At 63.0% G+C, this 26,099-nt stretch carries 27 protein-coding genes and 1 pseudogene; 13 read left to right on the top strand and 15 right to left on the bottom strand.

The features are described from left to right. Window positions 1–353: 353 nt before the first annotated feature. Window positions 354–515 (top strand): annotated as a pseudogene (locus C1T17_RS15340) (IS630 family transposase); the annotation flags it as partial. 181 nt (window positions 516–696) lie between these two features. Here the strand turns inward: C1T17_RS15340 and C1T17_RS15335 are convergent. Together C1T17_RS15335 and C1T17_RS15330 are read right to left on the bottom strand one after the other, a co-directional pair. Next, complete coding sequence (locus C1T17_RS15335; RefSeq protein WP_104954186.1) at window positions 697–2,166, bottom strand: hypothetical protein; 1,470 nt, start codon at window positions 2,164–2,166, stop codon at window positions 697–699. A gap of 19 nt (window positions 2,167–2,185) precedes the next feature. After that, complete coding sequence (locus C1T17_RS15330) at window positions 2,186–3,352, bottom strand: mechanosensitive ion channel family protein (protein WP_104954185.1); 1,167 nt, start codon at window positions 3,350–3,352, stop codon at window positions 2,186–2,188. Window positions 3,353–3,523: 171 nt separating this feature from the next. On the opposite strand from C1T17_RS15330, the gene C1T17_RS15325 reads away from it, so the two are divergent. Then, window positions 3,524–4,081 carry a type 1 glutamine amidotransferase domain-containing protein gene (locus tag C1T17_RS15325; RefSeq protein WP_104954184.1) on the top strand — a complete coding sequence of 186 codons (558 nt, stop codon included), beginning with the start codon at window positions 3,524–3,526 and terminating at the stop codon, window positions 4,079–4,081. Here C1T17_RS15325 and C1T17_RS15320 read toward each other — a convergent pair. Together C1T17_RS15320 and C1T17_RS15315 are read right to left on the bottom strand one after the other, a co-directional pair. After that, the gene (locus tag C1T17_RS15320) at window positions 4,038–5,120 is read right to left on the bottom strand and encodes an acyltransferase family protein (RefSeq protein ID WP_104954183.1); all 1,083 of its coding nucleotides are present in this window, start codon (window positions 5,118–5,120) and stop codon (window positions 4,038–4,040) included. The two genes, C1T17_RS15325 and C1T17_RS15320, sit on opposite strands and share 44 nt — an antisense overlap. Beyond that, on the bottom strand, window positions 5,117–6,475 hold the full coding sequence (locus C1T17_RS15315; RefSeq protein WP_104954182.1) for a putative O-glycosylation ligase, exosortase A system-associated: 1,359 nt from the start codon (window positions 6,473–6,475) through the stop codon (window positions 5,117–5,119). The genes C1T17_RS15320 and C1T17_RS15315 overlap by 4 nt, the downstream gene beginning before the upstream one ends. 201 nt (window positions 6,476–6,676) lie before the next feature. On the opposite strand from C1T17_RS15315, the gene C1T17_RS15310 reads away from it, so the two are divergent. Together C1T17_RS15310 and C1T17_RS15305 are read left to right on the top strand one after the other, a co-directional pair. After that, window positions 6,677–7,900 carry a TIGR04063 family PEP-CTERM/XrtA system glycosyltransferase gene (locus tag C1T17_RS15310; protein WP_104954181.1) on the top strand — a complete coding sequence of 408 codons (1,224 nt, stop codon included), beginning with the start codon at window positions 6,677–6,679 and terminating at the stop codon, window positions 7,898–7,900. Further along, on the top strand, window positions 7,897–8,943 hold the full coding sequence (locus C1T17_RS15305; RefSeq protein WP_223262636.1) for a hypothetical protein: 1,047 nt from the start codon (window positions 7,897–7,899) through the stop codon (window positions 8,941–8,943). The genes C1T17_RS15310 and C1T17_RS15305 overlap by 4 nt, the downstream gene beginning before the upstream one ends. A gap of 12 nt (window positions 8,944–8,955) precedes the next feature. On the opposite strand, the gene C1T17_RS15300 is transcribed toward C1T17_RS15305, so the two are convergent. Continuing rightward, window positions 8,956–9,294, bottom strand: a complete 339-nt coding sequence (locus C1T17_RS15300) for a hypothetical protein (RefSeq protein WP_104954180.1) — start codon at window positions 9,292–9,294, stop codon at window positions 8,956–8,958. After that, window positions 9,291–9,479 (bottom strand): hypothetical protein, encoded by a 189-nt coding sequence (locus C1T17_RS15295; protein WP_104955277.1) that lies wholly within the window; start codon window positions 9,477–9,479, stop codon window positions 9,291–9,293. Before C1T17_RS15295 ends, C1T17_RS15300 begins: the two co-directional genes overlap by 4 nt. 129 nt (window positions 9,480–9,608) lie before the next feature. Between C1T17_RS15295 and C1T17_RS15290 the strand changes: the two genes are divergently transcribed. Beyond that, entirely contained in the window at window positions 9,609–10,271 is a 663-nt protein-coding gene (locus C1T17_RS15290) for a helix-turn-helix transcriptional regulator (protein WP_104954179.1), read from the top strand. A gap of 39 nt (window positions 10,272–10,310) precedes the next feature. Further along, window positions 10,311–10,976 (top strand): MBL fold metallo-hydrolase, encoded by a 666-nt coding sequence (locus tag C1T17_RS15285; protein ID WP_104954178.1) that lies wholly within the window; start codon window positions 10,311–10,313, stop codon window positions 10,974–10,976. Here C1T17_RS15285 and C1T17_RS15280 read toward each other — a convergent pair. Next, complete coding sequence (locus C1T17_RS15280; protein ID WP_104954177.1) at window positions 10,973–11,404, bottom strand: MAPEG family protein; 432 nt, start codon at window positions 11,402–11,404, stop codon at window positions 10,973–10,975. The genes C1T17_RS15285 and C1T17_RS15280 overlap by 4 nt on opposite strands. A 230-nt stretch (window positions 11,405–11,634) precedes the next feature. Here C1T17_RS15280 and rpmF point away from each other — a divergent pair, with 230 nt between their 5' ends. The 5 genes from rpmF (at window position 11,635) to C1T17_RS15255 (ending at window position 14,809) form a co-directional block, all read left to right on the top strand. Then, on the top strand, window positions 11,635–11,814 hold the full coding sequence (gene rpmF / locus C1T17_RS15275) for a 50S ribosomal protein L32 (RefSeq protein ID WP_104954176.1): 180 nt from the start codon (window positions 11,635–11,637) through the stop codon (window positions 11,812–11,814). 35 nt (window positions 11,815–11,849) lie between these two features. Further along, complete coding sequence (gene plsX / locus C1T17_RS15270; protein ID WP_104954175.1) at window positions 11,850–12,941, top strand: phosphate acyltransferase PlsX; 1,092 nt, start codon at window positions 11,850–11,852, stop codon at window positions 12,939–12,941. Further along, on the top strand, window positions 12,938–13,906 hold the full coding sequence (locus tag C1T17_RS15265; RefSeq protein ID WP_104954174.1) for a beta-ketoacyl-ACP synthase III: 969 nt from the start codon (window positions 12,938–12,940) through the stop codon (window positions 13,904–13,906). The genes plsX and C1T17_RS15265 overlap by 4 nt, the downstream gene beginning before the upstream one ends. Before the next feature lie 154 nt (window positions 13,907–14,060). After that, window positions 14,061–14,357, top strand: coding sequence for an integration host factor subunit alpha (locus tag C1T17_RS15260; protein ID WP_104955276.1), 297 nt, complete (start codon window positions 14,061–14,063; stop codon window positions 14,355–14,357). A gap of 50 nt (window positions 14,358–14,407) precedes the next feature. Further along, entirely contained in the window at window positions 14,408–14,809 is a 402-nt protein-coding gene (locus tag C1T17_RS15255; protein ID WP_104954173.1) for a MerR family transcriptional regulator, read from the top strand. Window positions 14,810–15,001: 192 nt separating this feature from the next. Here the strand turns inward: C1T17_RS15255 and C1T17_RS15250 are convergent, their stop codons facing one another. From C1T17_RS15250 to C1T17_RS15235, 4 genes are all read right to left on the bottom strand, one after another. Then, a complete protein-coding gene (locus tag C1T17_RS15250; protein ID WP_223262634.1) occupies window positions 15,002–16,126 on the bottom strand; it encodes an epoxide hydrolase family protein in 1,125 nt (374 codons plus the stop codon). A 99-nt stretch (window positions 16,127–16,225) separates the two neighbouring features. Continuing rightward, complete coding sequence (locus C1T17_RS15245; RefSeq protein WP_104954171.1) at window positions 16,226–16,771, bottom strand: SixA phosphatase family protein; 546 nt, start codon at window positions 16,769–16,771, stop codon at window positions 16,226–16,228. Between the two features lie 14 nt (window positions 16,772–16,785). Then, the gene (locus C1T17_RS15240; RefSeq protein WP_104954170.1) at window positions 16,786–19,539 is read right to left on the bottom strand and encodes an ATP-dependent DNA helicase; all 2,754 of its coding nucleotides are present in this window, start codon (window positions 19,537–19,539) and stop codon (window positions 16,786–16,788) included. Window positions 19,540–19,616: 77 nt separating this feature from the next. Further along, complete coding sequence (locus C1T17_RS15235) at window positions 19,617–19,988, bottom strand: PilZ domain-containing protein (protein ID WP_104954169.1); 372 nt, start codon at window positions 19,986–19,988, stop codon at window positions 19,617–19,619. Between the two features lie 192 nt (window positions 19,989–20,180). Between C1T17_RS15235 and C1T17_RS15230 the strand changes: the two genes are divergently transcribed. Beyond that, the gene (locus C1T17_RS15230) at window positions 20,181–21,761 is read left to right on the top strand and encodes a lysine--tRNA ligase (protein ID WP_104955275.1); all 1,581 of its coding nucleotides are present in this window, start codon (window positions 20,181–20,183) and stop codon (window positions 21,759–21,761) included. 224 nt (window positions 21,762–21,985) lie between these two features. Here C1T17_RS15230 and C1T17_RS15225 read toward each other — a convergent pair whose 3' ends face one another. From C1T17_RS15225 to C1T17_RS15210, 4 genes are all read right to left on the bottom strand, one after another. Further along, on the bottom strand, window positions 21,986–22,456 hold the full coding sequence (locus tag C1T17_RS15225) for an RcnB family protein (protein ID WP_104954168.1): 471 nt from the start codon (window positions 22,454–22,456) through the stop codon (window positions 21,986–21,988). 346 nt (window positions 22,457–22,802) lie between these two features. Then, on the bottom strand, window positions 22,803–23,495 hold the full coding sequence (locus C1T17_RS15220; RefSeq protein WP_104955274.1) for a prolyl hydroxylase family protein: 693 nt from the start codon (window positions 23,493–23,495) through the stop codon (window positions 22,803–22,805). 123 nt (window positions 23,496–23,618) lie between these two features. Next, entirely contained in the window at window positions 23,619–24,548 is a 930-nt protein-coding gene (locus C1T17_RS15215) for an RcnB family protein (RefSeq protein ID WP_104954167.1), read from the bottom strand. Between the two features lie 115 nt (window positions 24,549–24,663). Next, the gene (locus C1T17_RS15210) at window positions 24,664–25,200 is read right to left on the bottom strand and encodes a (2Fe-2S)-binding protein (RefSeq protein WP_104954166.1); all 537 of its coding nucleotides are present in this window, start codon (window positions 25,198–25,200) and stop codon (window positions 24,664–24,666) included. Window positions 25,201–25,293: 93 nt separating this feature from the next. Between C1T17_RS15210 and C1T17_RS15205 the strand changes: the two genes are divergently transcribed. Next, a complete protein-coding gene (locus tag C1T17_RS15205) occupies window positions 25,294–26,094 on the top strand; it encodes a DODA-type extradiol aromatic ring-opening family dioxygenase (protein WP_104954165.1) in 801 nt (266 codons plus the stop codon). The last annotated feature ends 5 nt before the right edge of the window (window positions 26,095–26,099 follow it).

Raw genomic sequence — 26,099 nt, 5'->3', positions numbered from 1 at the left:
AACTTTGCCGCAGCGCCTGCGCGGCTGGATGTACGCGTTCGGTCCAGCACAGGCTCGACGTTTCCCGCTGCGAACTGATACTAATATTCACGTCCTGGCCGAGCACCTCGATCCGCTCGTGCACAGAATGTCCGTCAGCGGCGCGCGCTAACCCATCAACCTCACGCACCAACCTGCGCTGTTCCGCATCCGCCCACACACGGCTGCGAACCGGTATGTCTCGATTGCTGCAACCAGCCCTTGAAGGTTTTGCTGGAGGAACTGCGGACTGGCTTGGCTGAGATTAGTCTGCGTGTTTCTGTTGCCGGTCTTCACCGCTTTTTCGTGCGCGGGGGCATGACGCGCAACAAAAGACTGCTCATGCAATCGAGCAAGACCGGCCCGACGTTTTGAAACGGCGTCACGACTGGTTCGATGGTCAGATCGATCTGGAACCCGAACGCCTCGTGGTCATCGATGGAACCTGGACCGTCACCAACATGACCCGCAGCCATGGCCGCTGCTCGAAAGGCGAAACGCTCGTCTACCGGCCACTGTCGCACGCAACTTTCCCAACAGGTTATGGGCCATTCTTCACCATATCGGTTGACGCCTTGCTCTGCAAAAACTGTGGTTATAGATGCTGAATGAATAAAAAAACTGCGAAAATCTGTATGCTAGGTGGAGAGTTCGATCCAAGCCCCGCCACCATCTTCTCTAGGTATAGTTTAAGCGCTGCGTCCCGGCGGGTGTGATCGCGATGGCGATGTCGTTCCTTATCGCGATATCCGGTACGTCGAGGCCATCGTTGTCGGCTTCCAGCATTTGGGTGTGAGGCTCGCAGGTTTCGGTGTCGAAGCTAGTCACGATGTATGTTCCGGCTTTAAGTCCGGGCATGTGGGCGCTGGTGGTGATCGGAGTGGCTTCTCTGGGAACCATGCCGTCCTTTGAACGCGTGTCGGTCCGTAGTAGCCACAGCACAGCCTGCTTCTCATCCCCGCAGCCGAATTTCGCGAGCGACTGGTGGGAGACGGTGACTTCCTCGTTCAGGTTGCGTCGGTGGAATTGCGCCCAGTCGATGAGGGGCAGGAACGTGGCGAGCGATTGCTGTGCGCGGCGCATTCCGGGCGTCAGGATGTGGGGGTGGCGGTTGGGCCAGCGCATGCCACCGCCCGCGCCGCCGCTTGCCAGATGTGCCCATTGGATGTGGCGGAAATATTGGTCGTCAAAGGGTTCGGGCAGGGTGTGCTTCTTGTCCTTGAAGCGGTGGATCGGGCCATGTTCGGAATCGAAGACCGGGCGTCCGTCAGCCGCGTCCTGCACCGCCGCCCGCATCAACCGGCCGACGGCAAGGGCGGGCGCAATCGTGTCTTTCGGATCGTCGATCGTGCCATGTTCGTAAAGATGAGTGTTCGCGAAATCGAGGCGCGGATGGCGGAAAATTGTCTCTGAAATTGAGGCATGTTTCAGCAGTTCGGGGCCGAAGACCGAGACAGTCTGCAAGTGCGCGCGGCCATGGCGTTCGGTCTCGCGGGCGCGGAGCCATGGGCCGATATCCTCAATGAACGGTCCGAACGTTGCGGGATCGTCGCCGCCGTGCGCCGGGTGCATCTCATTCCATAAGTCCCAAGCGAAGATCGCCGGGCTGCCGCCCCATCGGTCGCTGGCGAAGGCGAGGCGCGCCTTGATCGCATCGCGCGTGGCGGGGCAGGTGAGGAGCGTGCGGCGGCTGGAACACGGGCCCCCATTGCGTGCGTTATAGGGGTGATCGCGCCACCGTATCCAAGTGAAGAAGGTGTCGAAGGGAGTCAGCAGCACATGCAGGCCGATGTCCTCCAGCATCGCGAAGAGATCGTCCCACAGCCGCACCATATTGGGTGCGAACCGTCCGGCGGGACGCTCGATATAGCGATGCTCCGTCTGGCAATATTCTAGCATCAGGCGCAGGCAGTTGACGCCGTGGGCCTTTAGCCAGCGCAGGTGCCGCTCCACGGCGGGAAGGTCGCGGCGGCGGAATAGGCCGGAGAGTTCGGGCCATGTCACTGCGTCGTTCTGGCCGATCGGCGTCCACGGCGCGCCATGCGCGGTCAGGAAATAGGGCAGGCCGGGCCGCGTCGTAATCCAAGGTAGCTGGGAGGCGTTTGTCGAACCTGTGAGTTGCGGCCCCTGTTCCGGCCACTCCGCCAATCGGGCCACAATTCTACCGTCAGCTTTTGATGCCGCTGACCGGCATCACGCTCGGGTAGGGCATGATATATTTGCCTTCCGGATCGGCCGTGAAAGTGGTCTGCGTGGGGTAGGCGAACTCCAGCCGCTCCTTGGCGAAGCGCTTCAGCATTGCGATCGCGACCTTGTGCCGGACTTTGTAGATGGAGTCCCAGTCGGGCAGGTAGACGTCGAACTCCACTTCATAGTCGAGGCTACTGGCACCGAAGTTTATCATGCCGCAGCGGATGAACTTGCCGTCGAGCGATTCCACGATGTCCCTCACGATGTCGGGCACGCGTTCGGCATGGTCGGGGTCGGTCTGGTAGATGAGGCCGAAGGCGAACTTGATGCGGCGATGGTCGAGATGCTGGTAGTTGGTGATTTCCTTCTGCAGCAGGTTCGCGTTGGAGATCACTTTACGCTCGCCGGTGACGGCGCGCAGGCGCGTGCTTTTGAGGCCGATCTTCTCGACGGTCGCGGTGGTCTGGTCATAGTGGATCGTCTCGCCCCGACGGAACGGCTTGTCGAAGATGATCGAGAGCGCGGCGAACAGGTCGGAGAATATGCCCTGCGCGGCAAGGCCGATGGCAATGCCGCCGACGCCAAGGCCCGCGACGAGGCCGGTGACGTTGACGCCCAGATTGTCGAGCACGACGATGATTGCGATGGAGAATAGCGCCACGGTCACGAGCAGGCGGATGATGCCCATCGCGTTGGTCAGCGTGTCGCTGCCATCGTCGGCCGTGCGGCGCTCGATCAGGCCAATGATGATCTCGCGCAGCCAGATCGCCCCCTGAAACACTGTCGCGACGGTGAAGAGGAAGGTGATCGTGCGCATCAGCAGGTCGGGCGGATTGGCGTAGCCCGCGACCAGCCGTGCCGCGACCATGACCCGGAAGAAGTGGGTCGTGCGTGAAAAGGCCCGGCCGATGACCGTCATCAGGCTCGAGGAATCGCCTTCACGATCGCGCAGCCGCTGGGCAAGGTGCTTCAGCGCGCCGAGGCCGAGATAGATGAGTAAGCCTGCGCCGCACGCGATTAGGATCTCCAGCCCATGCAAGTCGAACCAGTGCAGCGTGCTGCGCCACATTTCATGCAGGTCCGGCGGAGTCGCGTTGATCTTGACTAACGGCTCCTTGGGCACGGACTTGTCGGCGGCGGGCATGCGGTTCCTTTTGTTGCTTGGCGGTCAGGATAGCGCCGTTGCCGGTTGGAGGCCAGCGCCAGCAGCTCCTTCGGAGTGTCGCGCTCAACACGCGTTCCGTCGCTTCGTTCCGCAACCTTCCATAAGGCGACCTGTTGGTGCGGCAATCCCCTTATACCGCAGGAGTTCCCCATGCCCGACATTGCCGATGCCAAGTTCCTCTTCATTGCCACCGATGGCTTCGAGCAGTCCGAACTGTTCGAGCCGCGCAAGCGCCTGTTGGAGGCGGGGGCGCAAGTAACGCTCGCTTCACCAAAGCTCGATCCGATACAGGGGATGGAGCATGACAAGAAGGGCGACACGATCACGCCCGATCTGACGCTGGATGACGTGGATACCGCCGATTACGACGCGCTGGTCATTCCGGGCGGGGTTGCCAATCCCGACAGTCTTCGGATGGAAGACAGGGCCATCGATATCGTCGAGGAGTTCATGGACAGCGGGAAGATCGTCGCGGCGATCTGCCATGGGCCTTGGCTGCTGGTCGAGGCCGATGTCGTCGATGGGAAAACCGTGACGAGCTGGCCCTCGCTGCGTACCGACCTGGCCAATGCCGGGGCAGACGTAGTGGATCGCGAAGTGGTGGTGGATGGCAACCTCATCACCAGCCGCAAGCCCGATGACATTCCCGCCTTTGTCGATGCAATCAAGACGGCCGTGACGCAAGCCGAGGCGGCAACCGCTTCCTGAACGCCATCGCCCAGTCGCGTCCCGGCTTCTCGATCCAGTGGTGGAGAAGGAAGGACGCGGCGAGGGTGAGGGCGAGGAAGGAGAGCATCAGGATCGGCGGAACGGCATGCGGATCGGCCACAAAGATGATCTTGAACCAGACGTATAACATGAAGTGGGAGAGGTAAGTGCCGTAGCTTATCTCTCCCAATGTTATCAACGGCTTGATGTGCAAAGGGTTGTGCCGGAAGGCTGACGAATGGGCGAGCGCGAGGATGAGGCAGGCGGCTCCTGCGGGGAACGCCCAAAGCTCGCTGGCGAGGCCCGTCAGCCATAGGCCCCAGAACATCGCGACACCGCCGAGCGACAGCCCGAACGCATATACTTCACCATCTGGCCCGCGCAGCCAGAAAGCGCAGAGCAGCACGCCGCAAGTGAACTCCGCGAGGCAGCGGAGTAGGCCGAAATGCGGAATGTCGCGGCCAAGCGTGGTCTCGCCATTGAAGTGGAGAATGACGAACAGCGTGGCCAGCGTCAGGATCATTGCGGCCAGCAGGTTCGGGCGGCGGGTTTCGGAGATCGGTGTGCCGAGTATGATGATCGGGAATAGGAGATAGGCGGCCATCTCCGCGCTGATCGACCAGGCGGGATGGTTCCAGGCGAGCTTTTCGGTGAAGCCCCAGTTCTGAAGCATCGCGATGTGCAGCGGCAGTTCGCGCATGGGATAGCCCTGCGGATCGTCGCCAGTCGCGTGGAGCAGCAGGACGAACAGCAGCGTCAGTGCGAGCATGAAGCCGTAAAGCGGATAGATGCGGGCGAAGCGGCGGATCAGGAACGGCGCTATTGCCGCTGTTCCGTCGCGCAGCATCGCCCGATGCGCCGAGAGGTAGATGACGAAGCCCGAGAGCAGGAAGAAGAAGTCGACGGCCAGATAGCCCTTGCTGGCGAAGGCGAACAGCCAGTCGGGCGCCCAGTTCGCGCCGCTGCGGATGTGGTAGAGGACCACCAGCCATGCCGCGAGGCCACGCGCGGCGGTGAGGCTTTTCAGTTCGCCGGTCACGCGGTGGCGCTCTGCGGGCGGGGGGCGAAGATGGGCACGCCTTCCTCATGGCGACGCTGGCGGGCGAGGTAGGTCGACAGGGCGATTTGCAAGGCGAGCATCATGAACACGAACGTCTGGAAGGCGATGCCGACGAACGCCGCGCCCAGCAGATAGACGAGGTGCCCCTGCTGCAAGGCGAGGGCGAGCGGCGCGACCCACGCTTTCGTAGGGTCGTCGCGGCGTTTATAGTGGCGACGTATCCATTCGGTGCGGGCGAGCGACATGCCATGGATCAGCGCCCACAGAATGAAGCCGAAGAAGCCCTGTTCACCCAGCATCTCGAAATAGGCGCTATGATAGGCGCGGCCATGATCGACGACGATGTTGCGCTCGACCGTCTGTGCACCGGGCGGGCCTTCGAGTGTCGTCTTCTCGTAGCGGAAGCTGTTGCTGAGATAGGCGTCGAAGCCGCCGCCGAACGGGTGGTCCTTCACATATTGAATCGTCCATTGCCACACGGCGACGCGGGTGGAGGCGCTCTCGTCCGACTGGTAGCTCTCGATGGTGTCCATACGCGAGGTGAAGGAGGAGGGCAGGAAGGGGATCGCGGCGAACGCGGCAATTGCAATCAGCGTGCCATAGACGATGCGTCGCTGCATGTGCATCATCATTAGCCCGCCCAATAGCAGGATGCAGAGCAGGCCGGTCCGCGTCTCTGTTCCGATGGGGATCAGCAGGCACGCGCCGCACAGCGCCCATCCGGCAAGTTTGAGGAGGCGGCTGGGCGGGAAGATCGTGCCGTAGTTGGTGAGCCACAGGATCAGCGGGATGATGGCGATTGCGACGGTGGAAATCGTGCTGCCTTCGTAAAGGCCGCTATTGTCGTCGATCATCAGGTTGAGGACGCCATAGCCGCCGCCGGAGAGCAGCGTCTTGATGCCGCCGGTGATGATGATCGAACTGGCGCAGAGGACCATGACCAGCGCTAGCGCCTCCATGCGCAGGCGGGTGCGGAGAGTGAAGGGCAGGAAAATCGCGAAGACGAGCGCCTTCCACACCCACGCCCATTTCGTCAGCGCCTCCACCGGGAAATCGGCGTGCAGGGTCGTGTAGCCGCACCATGCAAGCAGGACGATCATCAGTACCTGACGCGTGGAGATGCGCAATTCCGCCTTGTCGTCTGCGATCATCCAGCCGACCACGGCCAGCCCGAACGCGATGGCGGAGATGGGGATCGAATTCAGCAGGAAATAGGACAGCCGCTGCGGCGCGACGATGTCGATATAGGCATAGGTGAGGACGAGCAGAAACGAGCGCTTCAGGCCGAGCAGGAAGAATGCCCCGAGGAAGGCGACGAAGAACAGGTCACGCATCGGGCGTCGCCTCTTCCGATTCGCGGTCCAGATCCTTGCGCGACATCAGGCGCCACAATGCCACCATGATAAGGCCATGGCTGACGAACAGGGAGAAAGTGTCGATCACTTTAGGAGGCGGCAGTCGATTGCATGACATGGCCGGATTAGCCGAACGGGGTTGACGGGCCGTTAATCCTTTTCCGGCAAATCACGTCCGTCATGACCCGGATATTGCACGTTCTCGACCACAGCCTGCCGCTCCATAGCGGCTACACCTTCCGTACCCGCGCGATCCTGCGGGCGCAGATGGCGCAGGGATGGGATGTGCGCGGGATCACCGGGCGGCGGCATACCGCCGAGGGGCCATTGGTAGAGACGATCGACGGGCTAACCTTCCACCGCACGCCAGGCGAGATCACGCCGGGCAGCGGGATCGTGCGCGAATGGCGAGAGATCGCCGCTCTGACCGAGGCGACCGCTGCACTGGCGGCGGAATGGCGGCCCGACCTGATCCATGCCCATTCGCCGGTGCTGAATGCGCTGGCGGCGCTGCGCGTGGCGCGGCGAGTCGGGGTGCCTTTCGTCTATGAAATTCGCGCGTTCTGGGAAGACGCCGCCGTGGGTAACGGCACCGGCACGGAGAACAGCACGCGCTACTGGCTGACGAAGCAGATCGAGAGCCGCGTCGTGCGCGCCGCCGATGCGGTAGTCGTGATCTGCCAGGGATTGAAGGACGACCTGATTTCGCGCGGCGTCGATCCGGCGAAGATTGCGGTGTCACCCAATGGCGTGGACATGGAAATGTTCGGTACGCCGGTTGCGGCCGATCCTGCGTTGCGGTCCGCGCTGGGGCTGGATGGCGCTGATGTCGTCGGGTTCATTGGCAGCTTTTACGATTATGAAGGGCTGGACGACCTGATCGCGGCAATGCCGGCACTGGTGCAGGCGCGGCCCAAGGCGAAGTTGCTGCTGGTCGGCGGCGGCCCGCGTGAAGCGGCGTTGCGGGCTCAGGCAGCGGCGTCTCCGGTCGCGGATCATATCGCGTTCGTGGGCCGCGTGCCGCATGACGAGGTCGAGAATTATTACAGCCTGATCGATGTGCTGGCCTATCCGCGCAAGGCGATGCGGCTCACCGAGCTTGTGACGCCATTGAAGCCGCTGGAGGCGATGGCGCAGGGGCGGCTGGTCGCAGCGTCGAGCGTCGGCGGGCATCGCGAACTGATCGAGGACGGCGTGACCGGCACACTGTTTGCGCCCGATGATCCGGCAGCGATCGCACGAGCGCTCGACGGCCTGTTCGCAGATCGCGCGGGCTGGGAGACGCGGCGCGCGGTGGCAAGGCGCTTCGTCGAGCAGGAGCGCAACTGGGCGTCGAACATCATGCGTTATGAGCCTGTCTATCACCGGCTGCTGGCCGACCATCGTGCGGCGAAGGCGGCATGAGCGTGCGGCGCGACCGGGCGCGGGAAGCGCGCAAGCGGCGGCTGATGGCGGCGTTCGCGGGAAGCGCGGCTGCGCTGGCGATGCTGTCGGTGCCCATTCCACTGATCGAACTCGTCGTGGCATCTTCGGGGCTTTCGGAAGTGGTGCCCGCTGCGGCTCCGCCTCTGGGATCATCGGCGCGCGCGATCATGGCCGGATTTGCCGGGCTGATGGGCATGGGGCTGTCGCTGACACTCATCCCGCGCAGCGCGGCCATTACTGACAAGCCGGCACAGGATTTGGAAGAAGGACAAGGCATCATGGGTTTTGCACTGGGCAAACTGACGACCTTCACGCGCGGCCGCGGGCGGACGAAGCCTCTGGCCGATGTTGGCGGGAAACTGTCCGAAGCGGTGCCTGTGCTGCGTCGCGCGGACGCGCATCCCGATGCCCCACCCCGGCGACCGATCTTCGCAAGCGAGGATTTCGGCGGGGCGCAAATATTCGCGGCAGCGGCGTCAGCGCCTGTGGCCGAGCGTGAGGATGCGCTGTCGATCACGTCGATGGCGGATGCGCTGGATTTCGTTGACGAGGATGCTGCGGTTGAAATTACCGCCGAGCAGGAAGCGGAACCCGTCACTTTTGGCGCGTTCGGCGACCTTTCTATGCCCCGTTCGCCAGAACCGCTGGGGGATCGCACGATCCTGACCGAGGCGATCGAGGCGCTGCCCGCCGTGTATGAGCCTGTTGCCGAGGCTGAGGCGAATGCCATTCCGGTCGCGCGTGCACCGCTCGACACGCTCAACATTGCGGAACTGGTGGACCGGTTCGAGCATGGAATTGCCCGGCGCAAGGCGCTGGCGCAGGCCGCTGCTGCCGTTCAGCAGGTCGGCGCCGTTCTGGCCGAGACGGGCATGGCGGCTACAACTCCCACAACGGAGCCCCGCGTGCTGGCCGACATGCCGCCCGTTCCGCGGGTGGACGTCCGCGCGGGCGTGGACGAGGAAATCGACGAAGCGCTGCGCGCCGCGCTTGGCACGTTACAGCAGATCACTTCACGCTGAGGCACGCCGCCCTCACGCATCGGCTATGGTGAGGACGGAAAGCTCCAGCCGGTGATGCTGCGCATCTAGTGCAACGTTACTGTCCACCGTGAGATCGGCGACGATGTTGCCGATCAGCAGGAATTCGGTGTCTGGCAGCATCCGCGCCATACGGTCAGCCCGCTCCGCAGCGTCTTCCCCAACCACGTCGATTTCGATCAGGTGCCTGGTGCCATCGTACAGCCCGCTTGCCCATGGCATGCTGGACGTGCAGCGGAGATCTGCGTCAGGTCCAATGAGGTCGGAGAGACCACGAAGAAGTCTGCGCGTCGCCACGGAATTTGTGGCCCGGATCGGCGCGAAGCGGCTCATGCCGACGCGCCCTTGTCATGCTTGTTCATGAAATGTTCTACACGCATTTTCATGCGTTCGCCCGGCTCCCGACCCTTCCGCATATCAAGCACAAGGCGAGGATCACGCACTGCGTCGCGCCCGAATCGCGTTGCCGGAATATTGTTCTCCCTGATGAAGATTTCGATGCGGCGCAGCAGATGCATGGTCATTGTCCTTCCTGTTATCCTCTCCAGCAGCAGCTCAAAACTGTGAGTCGATGCCGATAGGGTTTTTCCTATTTCAATGTACATTTCCTACTTGTCTAGGAAAATTCCTAAATCTATAGAGTGAACATGAATGATCTTTCTGCTCGTCATGCGCTTGACCGCCTTATCGCCGAACGGCGGGAGCGATATGAGGCGTTGTCGCGCCTGATAGGGCGCAATCCGGCCTATATTCAGCAGTATATTAAGCGCGGCACCCCCCGGAAGCTGGATGAGGCGGACCGGCGGACGCTGGCGCGCTACTTCGGCGTGGACGAGCAGGTGCTGGGCGGGCCTGAGGGTGTTGCTCCCATACCGGCAAAAAGACGTCAGCCGCCTGTTGTAGTTGTTCCCCGTTTGTCTCTTGGTGCTTCGGCTGGCGCAGGCTCACTTGACGATGATGAGCGGGCGTCAGGCGCAATGGCTTTCGATCCGGCTTGGCTGCGGGAGATGGGGGTAAAGCCCGACGCGCTGTCGATTATTCGCGTCGATGGCGAATCGATGGCGCCGACGCTCAGCGATGGCGACGAGATCATGGTCGATGGCGCAGACGGCGCGGCGCGGCTGCGCGATGGAATTTATGTGTTGCGGCTGGACGATGTGCTGATGGTGAAACGCGTGGCAATGGGGCCGAAACGCGGGCGCTTTTCGGTGCGCAGCGACAATCCGCATTTCCCGAATTGGGACGATATCGATCCTGCGCTGGTCGATATTGTTGGCCGTGTCGTATGGACGGGGCGGCGAGTCGGCTAAAACCTTGCGCATTGCGCGCGGCTTCGCCACATCGGGGCCATGAGCAACCCGCCCCTGAAAGCCGCCCTGATCCCCGTTACCCCGTTGCAGCAGAATTGTACGCTGCTGTGGTGCACGGCCACCAACAAGGGTGCGTTTGTCGATCCGGGTGGTGATCTTTCGAAGCTGAAGGCGGCGGCGGCGCAGCATGGCGTGACGATCGAGAAGATTCTCATCACCCACGGCCATATCGACCATTGCGGCGAGGCGGGTACGCTGGCGAAGGAACTGGATGTCAAGATCGAGGGGCCGCAGGAGGCCGACCGCTTCTGGATTTCGCGGCTGGACGAGGACGGGCGGAAATATGGCATCGACGGCCATGTGTTCGAGCCGGATCGCTGGCTGGAGAATGGCGATACGGTGACGGTGGGGGACCTGGTGCTGGACGTCTATCATTGCCCCGGCCACACGCCCGGCCATGTGGTGTTCCACCATGCGCCCTCGAAGCTGGCGATCGTCGGCGACGTGTTGTTCCAGGGGTCGATCGGGCGGACGGACTTCCCGATGGGCAATCATCAGGATCTGATCGACGCGATCACCGGGCGGCTATGGCCATTGGGCGGCGATACGGCGTTCGTGCCCGGTCACGGCGCGATGAGCACCTTCGCGCATGAGCGCCGCTCCAATCCCTATGTCGCCGATCAGGTGACGGGCGTCACGGCCTAGACGGTGGCGCTCGTCGTATCGGCCGGGGTGCCTTCCTCCGTTCCGGCATAGACGGTGTAAAGCGCCGCGCCCGAAAGCGTCAGGACGACCATCCAGGTCACGATGATCCCGAACATGCGGGTCTTGGCCGGGTGATCTGCATCCATTCCGAACGCATGGGCGATTCGCGCGACGATGTAGATGAGGGAGAGGACCCACAGCCAGGTGGGGCTGTTCCAGGCCATTTCGATCAGCGCCGTGAGGATGAGGATGAAGGGCGTATATTCGACATAATTCGCCTGCGCGCGCATTCGTTTGGTGAGCGTGGCGCTGCCGCCATCGCCATGCAGCACTTTCTCCGACATGCGCAGCCGGCTGACGCGCATCGCCAGCCAGAAGTTGAGCAGCGCAGCGGCGGCGGCGAAGGTCAGCGTGATAGGCAAGAACATGGTATTTCCCCCGAATATCGTGCGACCTTGCCCCTTTGTCGCACGGGGAGCAAGCGGTGGCAGCATGATGGATCGGCAAGGAACCTCTTGCGTCCGATGCAAAAACCGCTATAGGCGCAGGGCTTCGCGATATTCCGGGCCGCATGGGTCTGCGGCTCGATTGGCCGTCAGCATCTTGTACGCGTTCCGGCCGTTCGCATCGACATTAATATACGGAAACAGGTGCCGACATGGCTGTCCCAAAAAGGAAAACGTCCCCTTCAAAGCGTGGCATGCGTCGCAGCCACGATACTTTGACGGTCGCAGCATTTCAGGAATGCTCGAACTGTGGTGAACTGAAGCGCCCGCACAACCTGTGCGTCGCGTGCGGCCATTACAATGGCCGCGAAGTCGTCGCGGTCGGCGCGTAAGCTTCTAAACCACTCTCCGTTTCAGGGGGATACCAGTGAGCCAGCAGCCGCGAATCGCCATCGACGCGATGGGCGGTGATGAAGGCGTGCGCGTGATGATCGCGGGCGCCGCGCTGGCTCGCCACCGGCATGACGGGTTGCGCTTCACGCTGTTCGGCGACGAAGCGCAGATCGCGGTGGCTCTGGAAAACCACCCCAATCTGCGCGCGGCATCCGATGTGGTGCACGCGCCGAACGTCGTTGCGGCGACCGACAAGCCCAGCCAGGCGATGCGCAAGTCCAAGGACACGTCCATGGGCCTCGCGATCCAGGCCGTGAAGGCGGGGAAAGCCGGGGCGGCGGTGTCTGCGGGCAATACCGGCGCGCTGATGGCGATGGCGAAACTGGCGCTGCGCACGATGCCGGGGATCGACCGACCGGCCCTTGCGGCGCTGCTGCCGACGCTTGGCGATAATGACGTCATCATGCTGGACCTCGGCGCGAACACCGAATCGGACGCGCGCAATCTGGTGCAGTTCGCGGTGATGGGCGCGGCCTATGCGCGCAGCGTGCTGGACCTTGAGCGGCCACGCGTGCGTCTGCTGAATATCGGCACTGAGGATATGAAGGGCACGGACGAGATTCGCGACGCGGCGGCGATGCTGCGCGCGGCGACATCCTTGCCGATGCAGTTCGACGGGTTCATCGAAGGCGACAAGATCAGCACCGGCGAGACCGATGTGGTGGTGACCGAAGGCTTTGCAGGCAATATCGCGCTGAAGACGGCGGAAGGTACGGCGCGGTTCGTGACCGACGTGCTGCGCAATGCGTTCACCAGTTCGATCCGGTCCAAGATCGGTTTCCTGATCTCCAAACCTGCGATGCATCTGCTGAAGCACCATCTGGACCCCAATAATCACAATGGCGCGGTGTTCCTGGGCCTGAATGGCGTGGTCGTGAAAAGCCATGGCAGCGCCAATGAAAAGGGTGTCGCCAATGCGGTGCATGTCGCCGCTCGCCTGCTGGAGGAAGACATTACCCGGCGCATCGGTGAGGATCTTGCCAATATCGGTGCGCTTGCCAGCAACGGTAACGGCACGCGGGGAAGCAACGGTGCGGCCCTGCCCAAGGAGCAGCCCGTCAAATGATTCGTCGTTCCGTTCTGTTAGGCACGGGTTCCGCGCTGCCCCGTCGCGCGGTCAGCAATGCTGAACTAGCCGAGACCGTCGACACGTCCGACGAGTGGATTGTCGAGCGGACGGGCATTCGTAACCGGCATATCGCCAGCGATGACGAGACGACGGCGACGTTGGCCATTGATGCATCGCGCAGGGCGTTGGAAGCGGCAGGCATCGATGCAAGTGAGATCGGCCTGATCGTGCTCGCGACTGCGACTCCGGACCAGACCTTCCCCGCCACCGCGACCAAGGTGCAGGCAGCGCTCGGCATCAACGACTGCGTGGCCTTTGACGTCGCGGCGGTGTGTTCGGGCTTTCTCTATGCCGTGTCGGTCGCCGATGCGATGATTCGCGCCGGGACCGCCAGCAAGGCGCTGGTGATCGGGTCAGAAACCTTCAGCCGCATCATGGACTGGGAAGACCGCACCACATGCGTGCTGTTCGGCGACGGCGCGGGCGCTGTGGTGCTGGGCGCGGAAGAGAGCGAAGACGGCGCACGCGGCATCCTCGCCAGCAAGCTCCACGCCGATGGTCGTCATAACGCGATGCTCTACGTCGATGGCGGCGTATCGACCACCGGCACGGTCGGCAAGTTGCGCATGAAGGGCAAGGAAGTGTTCCGACACGCCGTCGTCAACCTGGCGGCGGTGATGGGTGAGACGCTGGCGGAGATCGGCCTGACAGCCGCCGATGTCGATTGGGTGGTGCCGCATCAGGCCAACGCCCGCATTCTTGACGCGACTGCGCGCAAGCTCAATCTCCCTGCTGAAAAGGTCGTGATGACGGTGGATCGCCATGCGAACACGTCGGCCGCTTCCGTGCCGCTGGCACTGGATGTTGCGGTGCGTGACGGCCGCGTGAAGCCGGGCGATCTGGTGGTGCTGGAAGCGATGGGTGGCGGATTTACCTGGGGCGCGTGCGTCCTTCGGGTCTGACGCGGGGGCGACGGGCGTCCCTCCACGGGACAGTAGCCGAAATGGCAGCGAAATGATTGTCAGCCTATCTTGCCAACGTGCTGATAATCGCGCACATCCCTTTCTCCACTAGGGGAAATTTCGAGTGGATTGATTTTGCATCGGTGGGGATGTGATGACGAGTAGTGCAACTTTGACGCGTGCGGATTTGGCCGAAACGCTGAACCGGCAAATCGGCCTGTCGCGGTCGGATTCGGCTTCGATGGTCGAATCCATTTTAGGCAAATTATGCACGGCGCTGGCCGAGGGCGAGAATGTGAAGATCTCCGGCTTCGGTACTTTCGTGCTGCGCGACAAGAACGAGCGCGTGGGGCGCAATCCCAAGACGGGCGTTGAAGTGCCGATCGAACCGCGCCGCGTCCTGACTTTCCGGGCAAGCCAATCGATGCGGGAACGTATCGCCCGCGCCTGAGGGCATGTCAGCGGCTAAGCAGTTGACGGCTTGCGCCCATTGGGTGCAACATGATTGTCATGAAGGCGGAGGGTGCATTTCTGACGATCGGAGAGCTGTCGGCTACGCTGGGCGTGCCGCAGCATATCCTGCGCTATTGGGAAAGCCGGTTTCCGCAACTGCGGCCGCTGCAACGATCGGGTAATCGCCGCTATTACCGGCCCGGTGACGTAGAGCTTGCGCGGCGCATTCATCGGTTGCTGAATGTGGAGGGCTTCACGATCCGCGGCGCGCAGAAAGCGCTGGGCGAGGGGCAGGTGCAGTCGGTGACGGCTACAGCGATGCCTGCTTCTTTGCCGTCGTCGGAGGCCGAACCGCAGCGGATTGCCGCTCCGCCGCCATCTCAGAATAATCCCGCGCTTGTTGCGAAGCTGGAAGCCATACGGGACAGGCTCGCGGCTGCGCTTGGCTGAAGGCCAGTGTTAGAACTGCATCGATCCGCAAACGCGGCGTAGCCGGTCCGGTGCCACTGGTGCCGAACTTGTCTGGCTTGAACGCGACCAGTGGACGGCGCGAAAAATACATGTGGCCGAAAAAGCGATACGTCAGCTACTCGCCAGACCGCCTTCAAGATCGTCATCTTAGGCCTTAAGTATCAACAAACTTCATGCCAACTCCGCGACGAACGCGCGTAGATCAGCAAGCATCAGTTCCGGTTCCTCGAAAGCAGCGAAGTGCCCGCCAGCTGGCATCTCAGTGTAGCGGACTACGTTGTAGGTCTTCTCGGCGAAAGAGCGCGGCGTGGGCAGGAAGACGGGGTCGGGAAAAGCGGCGATGGCCATCGGGACCGTCACGCGCACGCCAGGCGGAAAGCGGCCTGATCTCTCCAGCCGTTTTCCACGATATATCCAGGTGGCCGTCACTTCGGATGAGGGGCCGACATACAGCATGATATTGGTCAGGAGTTGCTCTTCAGTGAAACCGGCCCACAAATCGGGACTGCCATCGTCCCGCTTCGGCAGATCGGCCCACATCGCGAATTTTTCGAGTATCCAACCAGCCTGGCCCACTGGACTGTCCGACATCGCAACGCCGAGTGTCTGCGGACGCGTCTCCTGCTCGTGATTGTAACCGGTTTCCCGCCGAAGGATTACATCGCGACGCGCGAGTAAATCTTTGTCTTGCTCAGTCGTTGGTTCTGCGTCCTCGGCAAAGAGACTGCACATGTTGATGTGGAAGCCCAGCAGTGCGTCGGGTCTTGTATAAGCCATCCAACTCGCGATGTGTGCGCCCCAGTCACCTCCCTGGACGATATACCGCTGCTCACCGATCACCTGTGTCATCAATGAGTGCATCAACTCACCGGCGCGGCGCGGGCCAATGATGTCCGTGATAGGGTTGGAGAAGGCGAAACCGGGGAGCGAGGGGACGATCACGTCGTGCCCATCCGCAGCGAGCGGTGCAATCAGCCGCTCGAACTCGATGAAGGAGCCTGGCCAGCCGTGAAGAAGTAACAGCGGCGGCTTGGACCCGTTCCCTCGCATGTGAATGAAATGGATGCGCTCACCTTCGACGTCAGTGACGAATTGCGGGAGCTCATTCAGTCGGCGCTCAACGGCGCGCCAGTCGAAATGTTCGAGCCAATAATCCGTCAACCGTCTGAGATCAGCGATGCTGATGCCGGCTTTCCAGCCACCAGCTTGAGGAAGTCGTTCCCATTCGAAGCCAGCAACCTTTTCCCGGATCGCTGACAAACGCGCGTTCGGTATCGATATGACAAAACGTTCCAATGCATTCATCCTGGTTACGGGAGCGTTTGGACGGCGGCAACTGAACGGCAAACTCTGGCGACAAGCCGTCATAGGTCGGCCAAATTGACCGCTCTCGAATCAATATAGCTCCGGGCCCAGTGCGGCGTCCAGGTCGCGGGGGCGAGTGAAGGACAGGAGGGTTGCGCTGGCTTCCTCTATGTCGCGCCAATGATCGACATCGAATTCCAGCGTGGCGAGGCTGGCGGTGGGGAATTTGGTTTCCACCTCGTCGCGCAAGGCGGTGTTGCGTTCGTCTTCGGGTACAAGGTCGAGGATCAGGTCTTCAAGACCGGGGTTGTGCCCGGCCATCAGCAGTGCATCGACGCTGTCGGGCGTGGCGTGCACGACATCGAGCAGCGTGGCCGAAGATGCGAGATAGATGCGCCGGTCCCATGCCGTTTCTGGCGACTGGCCATAGCTGCCGAGAAAATGGTTCAGCGTTTCGATCACGCGCACGGCGGGAGAGGCGATGAGCAGGTCGACCGTCAGTTTCTGATCGCGCGCGAAGCGGCCCATCAGCTTGGCGGCGCGCTCGCCGCGTTCGTTCAAGGGACGGTCGAAGTCGCGCTTGACGGGATCGTCCCAGCCGGATTTGGCATGGCGCAACAGGGTCAGGCGCTTCATTGTCTCTCCGCTCGTCAGGGGTCGCCAGCACTGTCCTGATGCACGAAAGCGGCGCGCGCGCCAAGGGCTTCCGGTACGGAAAGTCGGCTGACGGTGAGGATCGCCTCGTCAAGGGTGACGCGCTGGATCGCGACGCCTTCCGGGAAGGCGGACAGGAGCCGGCTGGGCATGGCGGCGGAGAGGATGACGAAGCAGCCGCGGTCGCTGGCGCGGCGGATGAGGCGCCCGAAGGCCTGCGCCAGGCGGGCACGGATCAGGGCGTCGTCATATTTGCTGCCACCGCCCGCAAGACGCCGGGCGGCGTGCAGCACCGTGGGCTTGGGCCAGGGCACACCCTCTATGACGACGAGGCGGAGCGAATCGCCGGGGACGTCCACACCGTCGCGCAGGGCATCGGTGCCGAGCAGCGAAGCGCGGGGATCGTCGCGGAAGATGTCGACCAGCGTGCCGGTGTCCATCGGATCGACATGCTGCGCGAACAGCGGCAGCCCTGCGCGGGCGAGGCGGTCTGCAATGCGGGCATGGACGGCGCGCAGGCGGCGGATCGCGGTGAACAGGCCGAGGGTGCCGCCCTGCGCGGCCTCGATCAAGCGGGCATAGGCGCCGGACATGGCGGCGATGTCGCCGCGCTTGATGTCGGTGACGATCAGCACCTGCGCTTGTGCGGCATAGTCGAAAGGGCTGGTCGCCTCGAACCGGGCGGCGGGGCGGGGGAGGTGGAGCGTGCCGCTTCGCGCTTCGGCCATGTCCCACCCGCCGCCGCCCTTCAGCGTGGCGGAAGTGACGATGACCCCATGGGCGGGCTTAAGAACGGTCTGCGCCAGCGGCTTGGTGGGATCGAGCCAGTGACGGTGAATGCCGATATCGTACTCGCGGCCTTCATAGCGGTCGACGGCGAGCCAATCGACAAAATCGGGATCGGCCGGACCGCCGATGCGCGAGAGCAGGGCCAGCCACGCCGCCACCAGATCGCAGCGCCAGCCTAACGAGGCGATGGCGCCTTCGATGCGCGCGCGGGCTTGTCCGTCGAGCCAGTCGGGCGGGTCTTCGATCACCGCCTGCAGCCGCTTGCCGAGATGGGTGAGGGGGCGGAGCAGGGCGTCCAATGCTTCGGCGGCGGACTGCGCGGCCTCAACCAGCGCGCCGTCGGGTTCGGCGAGTTCCGTTTCGAGGCCATAGCCCGCGTCGGCATCCTTGCCGCTTTCGGCGGCGCGCGCGTAGACGGTTCCGCGGGCGGCGGCGAGCAGCGCTTCGACGGGCCCGAAAGGATCGCCCGCGACGATCCGCTTCAGCCATTCGTCGCTGGGTAGCGCCTGCGCGGCATGGCGCGCGGCCTCGATGGCGAGACCGCCTTCCGCGTCGTAGCTTGCGACGTCGGAAAGGCGCGCGGCAAGGCCGCGGCGGCGGCCGCGCGACGTGCCTTCCGGGCCGATTACCCAGCGGCGCAGTTCTATGGCTTCCTGCCCCGAAAGCAGTGCGGAGAAGGTCGAGTCGGCGGCGTCGAACAGGTGGTGGCCTTCGTCGAAGACGATACGGCTGGGCTGATTGCCCGCTTCGCGTCCGCGTGCCGCATTTATCATGACGAGCGCGTGATTGGCGATGACGATGTCGGCGTCGGCGGAGGCGCGAGCGGCGCGCTCTATGAAGCATTTGCGGTAGTGCGGGCAGCCTGCATAGATGCATTCACCGCGCCTGTCGGTCAGCGCGGTCGAGCCGTTGCGGCGGAACAATGTGGGCAGCCAGCCGGGCAAGTCGCCGCCGACCATGTCGCCATCCTTGGTGAAGGCAGCCCAGCGCGCGACCAGTTGCGCGAGCACGGCGGCACGGCCTGCGAAGCCGCCTTGCAGGGCGTCTTCGAGGTTCAGGAGGCAGAGATAATTCTCACGGCCCTTGCGGACGACGACGCGCTGTTTGCGGGTTTCGGGATCGGGGAAGAGGCGCAGGGTTTCCCGGTCGAGCTGGCGTTGCAGCGCCTTGGTGTAAGTCGATATCCAGACCGCGCCGTTCGCCTCCGCTGCCCAGAGCGAGGCGGGGGCGAGATAGCCCAGTGTCTTGCCGATGCCAGTGCCGGCTTCGGCGAGCAGCATGTTGGGCTGGTCGCGCATCGCGCGGGGCGCGAAACTGGCGGCGGCGTTCTCGGCATAGGCGCGCTGGCCGGGGCGTGCTTCCGCCCCTGAACCCGTGAGCATGTCGAGACGGTCGAGCACCTTGTCGCCATTGAGGCTGATGGTGCGGGGTGCAGGGCGGGCGGCGGTCTCCTCCCATTCGGGCAGCTTGCTGAACAGCCAGCGCTCCGCCTGTTTGGGCGTTGCGAGATGCGGCATCACCAATTGCGCCCATGGCCAACGCAGGCGGTAGAGCGATTGCGCCGATGTCCATGCACCCTCGCGCTCTGGCCAGTCGGGGGCAGTAAGCTGTGCGATCAGGCGGTCGGCTATCGCGTGGCAGAGCGCGGGGATGTCGGCCTCGGTTGCGGGAGCTTGCAGGTCGAGCGCTTCGGCGAGACCCTTTGCCGTCGGCACGACGAAACGGGCGGGGTGGACGAATGCCCATAGCTCCAGCACGTCGAGACCGTTAAGATCGGGATAGCCCAGGCGCTGCCCTGCGAGCGGCGCGTTCAGCAGGATGACTGGCGTTTCGGCGGCGCGGCTGACTGCCTCGCCCTTTGAAAGCCCCCGCGTCTCGCCATTTTCGCGCAGCCAGATGCCGCCGTGGCTGGCGTGCAGGGCGGGAAATAGTTGCGAGGAGGGAAGCGGCGTAGGGGTCACTGCGCCTTATCTAGGGCAGCGGGAACAAAGGGGAAACCTGTTTTATGGCAAATGTGTGAGGAAAGCGACGAGCGGCCTTATCGCGCGCGGCGTCCGAAGCCCGCGAAGGCGAGGGCAGGCGCGCCTTCGGGGAGGCTGGCGGGGGGCATGCCGCGGCGATGAGCGCGGGATTGGGCGTTTTCGAACGCGACGAATAGCGGGCCTTCGGTGAGGAGGAAGGGGAAGCGGACGCCCATGCAGTCTTCTTCCTTGACCCACATCACCTTGGCGTAGGTGGTGTAGCCTTCGCAATCGAGCTGGAACGTCGTGCCTTTGGGAAGGACGCTGCCCTGCACCTGCGCGCCGCTGGGGCTGAGGTTGATGACCGTCGCCGGTTTCGAATCCAGCACTGTCGTGATCGTGACGGGGATGTCCACCGCTACGCGCACTCTGCCGCGTTTTGCCTGCATGGCAAGGCTCCTTCAAGGACTCGGGATAATTGATCCTGGTTAAGGAAATGCGCATGACGTTTGCGACTATGGTCTAAAATCAGAGGGATGCACGATCGAGTAGTCGAGGACGCCCCGATTTTTGAAAAGGGCTTAAAGACGCGGGCAAGTGCAGCTAAGGGGAGCGGTCTCTTATTTGTCCACGGAATGTCCATGACCGAACCGCTTTCCCTGCGCGATGCTGCGCTTGCCTCCAAGGCTTGGCCCTATGAAGAGGCGCGCAAGCTGCTGAAGCGCTATCCGAATGGCGCGCCGGAGAAGGGCTATGTGCTGTTCGAGACGGGCTATGGGCCTTCGGGACTGCCGCACATCGGGACGTTCAACGAAGTGCTGCGCACGACGATGGTGCGCAATGCTTTCCATGCGCTGTCGGACATTCCGACGCGGCTGATCGCGTTTAGCGACGACATGGATGGCTTGCGCAAGGTGCCGGATAATGTGCCCAACGGCGACATGCTGCGCGAACATCTCGGCAAGCCATTGACGCAAATCCCCGATCCTTTCGGGAAATTCGAGAGCTTCGCGCATCATAACAATGCGATGTTGCGGGATTTTCTCGATCGTTTTGGCTTTGAATATGAGTTCGCGTCGTCCACCGACTATTATCGCGGCGGCAAGTTCGACGACGCGTTGCGCAATGTGCTGCGCCATTATCAGGCGATCATGGACATCATGCTGCCGACGCTGCGGAAGGAACGGCAACTCACCTATTCGCCGATCCTGCCGATCAGCCCCAAGAGCGGGATCGTGTTGCAGGTGCCGGTCTTGGTGGTCGATGCGGAGGCGGGGATCATCCGCTTTGTCGACGAGGGCGAGACGATCGAGCAGTCGATCCTGTCGGGCGGCGCGAAGTTGCAGTGGAAAGTCGATTGGGCGATGCGCTGGGTGGCGCTGGGCGTCGATTATGAGATGGCGGGCAAGGATCTGATCGATTCGGTCACGCAAAGTTCGAAGATCGCCCGTGCGCTGGGCGCGCGTCCGCCGGAGGGCTTCAATTACGAGATGTTTCTCGACGAGAATGGCGAGAAGATCTCCAAATCTAAGGGCAATGGCCTCAGTCTGGAGCAATGGCTGACTTATGGGCCGCAGGAGAGCCTGGCGTTCTATGCCTATCGTGAGCCGAAGAAGGCCAAGTCGCTGCACATGGGCGTGATCCCACGCGCGGTTGACGAATATTGGCAGTTCCGGGGCAATTACGAAGGTCAGGCCATCGAGCAGCGGCTGGGCAATCCGGTGCATCATATCCATGACGGCGCGCCGCCCGAGGGCAAGCTGCCGGTGACGTTCGGCCTTCTGCTAAACCTCGTCGGGGTGATGGGCGATGCCAGCCGGGAGCAGGTGTGGGCCTATCTGCGCAATTATGTGCCGGATGCGACGCCGGAATCGGAACCTGATCTTGATGCACTAATCGGCCATGCGCTGGCCTATCACCGCGACTTTGTTGCGCCGACATTGAAGCGGCGGGCGCCGACCGAGAATGAGGCGGCGGCGCTGCGGCAATTGGACGCGGAACTGGCGGCGCTGCCCGAAGATGCCAGTGCAGAGGATATCCAGAATATCGTTTATGCCATTGGCAAGGATGAACATTTCGGGTTTGCCGAACTGCGCGACTGGTTCAAGGCGCTGTACCAGACGTTGCTGGGTGCGGATCAGGGGCCGCGCATGGGCAGTTTCATCAAGCTGTATGGGATCGCCAACAGCCGCAAGCTGATCGGGGAAGCCCTCTACGTCTGATTACCGACGGCGGAACCTTATTGACCGTGTCTTGTTCTCGCTCACGGTCCACCCCCTTTCGGACTGATGATCGTCACCTCCCCCGATGGTCATCGGCCGCGCTGCTCCCGCGACGGAGCGCGCGGCCACCGGTCGGTCGCTAGGCTATTGGCTACTGCCCATCATCGACGCAAAAGCCCCCGTGCTTTCGGCACGGGGGCTTTCGTCATTGTGTCGTTTAACGCTTACCAGAAGAAGCGGTTATAGACTTGTACCACGCGACCGCTGCGGGGGTTGATCAGCAGCACATCGTCATAGTGACGGACGTAGCGCAGGCCGCGGCCGGGATTAGGCAGGCGATAGCGGTACGGATCGTTTATGTAATAGCGCGACCCATAATAGTTGCTCGAAATCCGTGCGCCGGGCCGCCATTGCTGTTGACGGAAGGGTGCGCGGAAGTTGCCGCGGGCGTAGACTTCACGATGACTTTGGCGATAGTCGCGCCAGTCCTCCCGCACTTCGCGGCGAGCGTCGCGCACGTCACGGCGCTCTTCCCGAACGTCGCGGCGGCTGCCGTAGCGCTGGGCGTCACGAAGCTCGCGCTGCTCTTCGCGCAGGTCGCGCTGGCTGCGGCGGACTTCGCCGGCGGACTGCGCCGATGCCGTCGCGGGGATCGCGGTGGCGGCCAGCAGGGCCGTGATGATGAACTTACGCATGTCGTCTCTCCATTCACAAATGGGGCGTTTGATCCTGCCGGTGCAGGGTGCCTTTCGAAAGGAGGCACGCCCTGCATCAACAACGCCTTTATTGCGGATTCGTTCTGAACGACGTGAGAATGACGGCGTCAGGAATCAGAAAGGCTTGGTAATAAAGTGTAACGGGAGAGGCGTGCTTGCTGCGCCTTTAGCTCTTATGCCCTCCTATCCGTTCGCCCTGAGCGAAGTCGAAGGGTTATGCCGAGCCGCAGGCGAGGTATTCTTCGCTTCGCTCAGCAGGAGGCTTCGACTTCGCTCAGCCCGAACGGAATTGGGAGTGGTTTCAAGCTCCGCCAGCCTAGCCAGCCTAGCCAGCGTTTCCCGGCGTCCAGGGGCGTTCGCGATACCATTTGGTGACGACATATTTGGTGCCGCTGATGACCGGCTTGGCCGCATGGAGGCTTGCCTTTTCGGGAGCGCCGTTGCGGTCCATGTTGTTCCAGATGAGGATCATACCTTCCTTGGGCGGCACCATGAATTCGCACATCGGGAAATGGGTCTCGCCGCCTTCCGCCACGTCGCTCAAGTAGATCATCGCGGTCCAGCTCCGCTGCCCGCCCGAGCGGAGCATGGCGGGCCAGTAATTGGCGGTTACGGGGAAATAATCGCAATGGACCTTATATTGCTGCCCGGCGGTGTAGCGTTGCCCTTGCAGCGTTTCGCCGTGGCTGGCGTCTATGCCGAGCAGCGCACTGATGCGATCGCTGATGCCGCTGACGAGCGGGGTCCAGGGGTTGAGGTTGCAGCTATGGCTGGTGCGATAATCGGCATTGGCGCTGCCGGAGAACAGCGTGGACGGCTGCGCGTCGGCATCGATAAGGTCGCGCATCGCGGCGCATTCCTGCGGGGAGAGGAATGCCTGCCTACCATAGATGTCGAGCTTTTCGCTGGCTATGCGGCTGACCATCGGGTTGCGGTCCAGGCGCTTGCGGACGCGCGCGCCGATCTCCGCGCGGAGCGGGGAAGCGGTGCCGCCATCGTCTATGACATCGTTCTGCATGCGCTTTTCCTGCCAGCCGGTTGCGTGCCGGACAAGATCACAGATCATAAAAAAGACCCGGAACGTCGCCGCTCCGGGTCTAGTTGGTCTTCCTGAAGGCCAGTTCAGGAACTCATGTGCGGATCAGTAGAAGAAGCCGTTGATCACATCGACGACATAGCCGTCGCGGGTATCCACCAGCAGCGCGTCGTCATAATAACGGATCCACCGCATCGATCCGTAGGCGGGCGGCAGGCGATAGCGATAGGGATCGTCCAGCCAGTAATTGTTCGAATAAAGCAGGCTATCAAGGAAGATCCCGACCGAATACTGCCGGTAGCCATAGTTCCATCCGCGCGGCGCATAATAGCGGCCGGGGCGATAGATCTGCCCGTAATTGCGGCGGTAGCTCTGCCAGTCATAGCGGCGGTCATTGCGCCAGCCATTGTCCCAGCGGCGCTGGTTCGCCCAGCGTTCACGGTTGTCGAGGCGGTTGCGACCATCGTAGCGCCGGACGGCATAATCGCCGTTGCTATAGTTCCGGTTACGATCGTCATAGCGACGATTGTCACCGCGGACATCGTTACCGCCGCGATTATCGCGCCAGTTCTGGTTCGGGCCATCGCGGCGTCCGTCCTGGCGATCGTTGCGATCGTTGCGCCAGTCACGGCGGCCCTCGGCGCGCTGACCCCAGTCGCCGTTGCGAGCGTCGCGTGTCACATCTCGTTGCTGCTGACGATTTTGCTGCCAGTCTTGCCTCTGGTCCTGACGTGCATCGCGCCGATCGCGCTGCCAGTCACCGCGCTGCTGCGGTGCGACCTGCTGCTGCTGGGCCACCTGGGGGCGAACGACTTGTGCGCCGGCAGTGGCATCGCCGCGACCGCGCCAGTTGCGGCCTTCCGCGTTGCCGCCGATCTGCGCGCGCGCCTCGGAACGCTGCTGCTGGCGTTGTTCGCCGCCATTGCCGCGTCCGCGCCAGCCGTTGTTGTCGCCCTGCTGTGCGAATGCCGGAACCGCCGCGCCGAGCGCCGTTGCGGTCATCAGGCCAGCGAGCATCATTGTTCTTATCGTCATCGCCTTCGTCCTCAAGCGGGGCCGGTTCGACCCCTTGTGCACTGCTTATGGACCTTGCGCGATGTCGCGATGCTGAATTGATGTGACAGCATTGCGAAAGAAATGGGGCGAGTGGTCAGGGCGCTCGCAAGGAGGGGACTACACGGGCGGCGTCCTTCAACGCGACGCCGGAGGGAGGTGCGGCAGCGACCTGTTCCTCGCCGCGCTGGATGCGGCCCGCGCGCTTGATGGCTTCGCGGATGCGGGGATAGGTGCCGCAGCGGCACAGGTTGGTGATCGCGGCGTCGATGTCCGCGTCGCTCGGATCATTATTCCGCTTGAGCAGGACCGAGGCGGCCATGATCATGCCGGGAATGCAGAAGCCGCATTGGGGCACGTTTTCGGCGACGAATGCCTGCTGCACCGGGTTGCTGCGGTCAGGCGAGAGCGCCTCTATCGTGGTGACGAAGCGCCCCTCGGCCTGCGCGATGGTGATCTGGCAGGAGCGGATCGCTTCGCCGTCTATGTCGACGGTGCACGCGCCACAATCGCCGGTGCCGCAGCCATATTTGGTGCCGGTAAGGTTCGACGCGTCGCGTAGCGCCCAGAGCAAGGGCGTGTCCGGGTCCATGCGATAGCGGACGGGGCGGTCGTTGACGGTGAAGCTGGTCATCGGGCGCGACCTTATCGCAGGCCCGCGATTTCAGGAACCCTGCGTTTCGCGTTATGCGCTTGATCGCGCGAAAGGAAACGCGATGTTGGCGGCATGAGCAAACAACCCACGCTTTTCGTGCCGCATGGCGGCGGTCCCTGCTTCTTCATGAACCCGGATGGCCCGCCCGATCCGATGTGGCGGCCCATGGAGGCGTATCTTCAGGGGATCGCGGGGTCGCTGCCCGAGCGGCCCAAGGCGATACTGCTGATTTCGGGCCATTGGGAGGAGCCGGGCTTCACCGTGCATGGCGGCGAGCAGCCGGAGTTGCTCTACGACTATTACGGGTTTCCGCCGCATACCTATGCATTGCGTTGGGACGCGCCGGGTTCGCCGAAACTGGCGGGGCGCGTCGCTGCGTTGCTTGAGGGCGCCGGGTTCCCGGTGAGCGAGGAGCAGGCGCGGGGTTGGGATCATGGCGTGTTCGTGCCGATGAAGGTCGCCTTTCCGGACGCCGATATTCCATTGGTGCAATTGTCCCTGCGTGCGGACCTGGATCCGGCGGATCATATCCGGGTGGGGCGGGCGCTGGAGCCGCTACGCGAGGAAGGCGTGCTGATCGTCGGATCGGGCATGAGCTTCCACAATATGCGGGCGCGCGGGCCGGAGGTGACGGCACCGTCCGCCGCCTGGGACGATGCGCTGTGCGAGGCTGTGACCGATGCCGATCCGGATCGCCGGGCCGCCCGAGTGGCGGACTGGCCGGGCCTCACCAATGGCCGCTATGCCCATCCGCGTGAGGAGCATCTGTTGCCGCTGATGGTGGCATTGGGCGCGGGCGGTGATGACGCTGCGGTGCTGGATCATCGCAGTGTCGTGCTGGGCTGGACGGTGTCGGGCTATCGCTTCGGTTAGGGCGT

Origin of the sequence: Sphingobium sp. SCG-1 (assembly GCF_002953135.1) — a bacterium.
In the GTDB taxonomy this organism is placed as follows: Bacteria; Pseudomonadota; Alphaproteobacteria; order Sphingomonadales; family Sphingomonadaceae; genus Sphingobium.
Note: the sequence above shows the minus strand (reverse complement) of the source record. Positions and strands in the feature narration are given on the sequence as shown.